This is a genomic window from Photorhabdus africana, assembly GCF_035181445.1.
Lineage (GTDB): Bacteria > Pseudomonadota > Gammaproteobacteria > Enterobacterales > Enterobacteriaceae > Photorhabdus > Photorhabdus laumondii.
On record NZ_JAXBVE010000214.1, the window covers coordinates 1 to 352 of the forward strand.

A 352-nucleotide genomic window follows, 5' to 3' on the forward strand; every position below is an offset into this window, starting at 1 on the left:
GGTAACGATATTGGCTTCACCCAGTGCTAACACGCCTGTTAAGCCATCCCCCACATGAGTCATCATATTGGCTTTACCAAACATGGCCGCCAGCGTTGTGCCATTACCGACTTTGGTCATCACGTTCAGTTCACCAGCAAACAAGCCAATACTGGCACCATTACCCACATGCGAATAGATGTTGGCTTTCCCTATCATTAAGGCAGCGGTCTGGTCATGACCGACCTTGGTCAGCACATTCGCCCCGCCAATCAGGGCCGCAAAGGTATTGCCCTCCCCGATATGGGTAAAGAGATTCGCTTTGCCGATCATCGCCGCCAACGTCATGCCATCACCCACTTTCGTGGCGATA

The 352-nt window shown here is 52.3% G+C and carries 1 protein-coding gene; it reads right to left on the bottom strand.

The window, feature by feature from the left end:
* Positions 1-352, bottom strand: a 352-nt coding sequence (locus SLS51_RS23455) for a hypothetical protein (RefSeq protein ID WP_323840870.1), incomplete at both ends; no start/stop codon positions are given.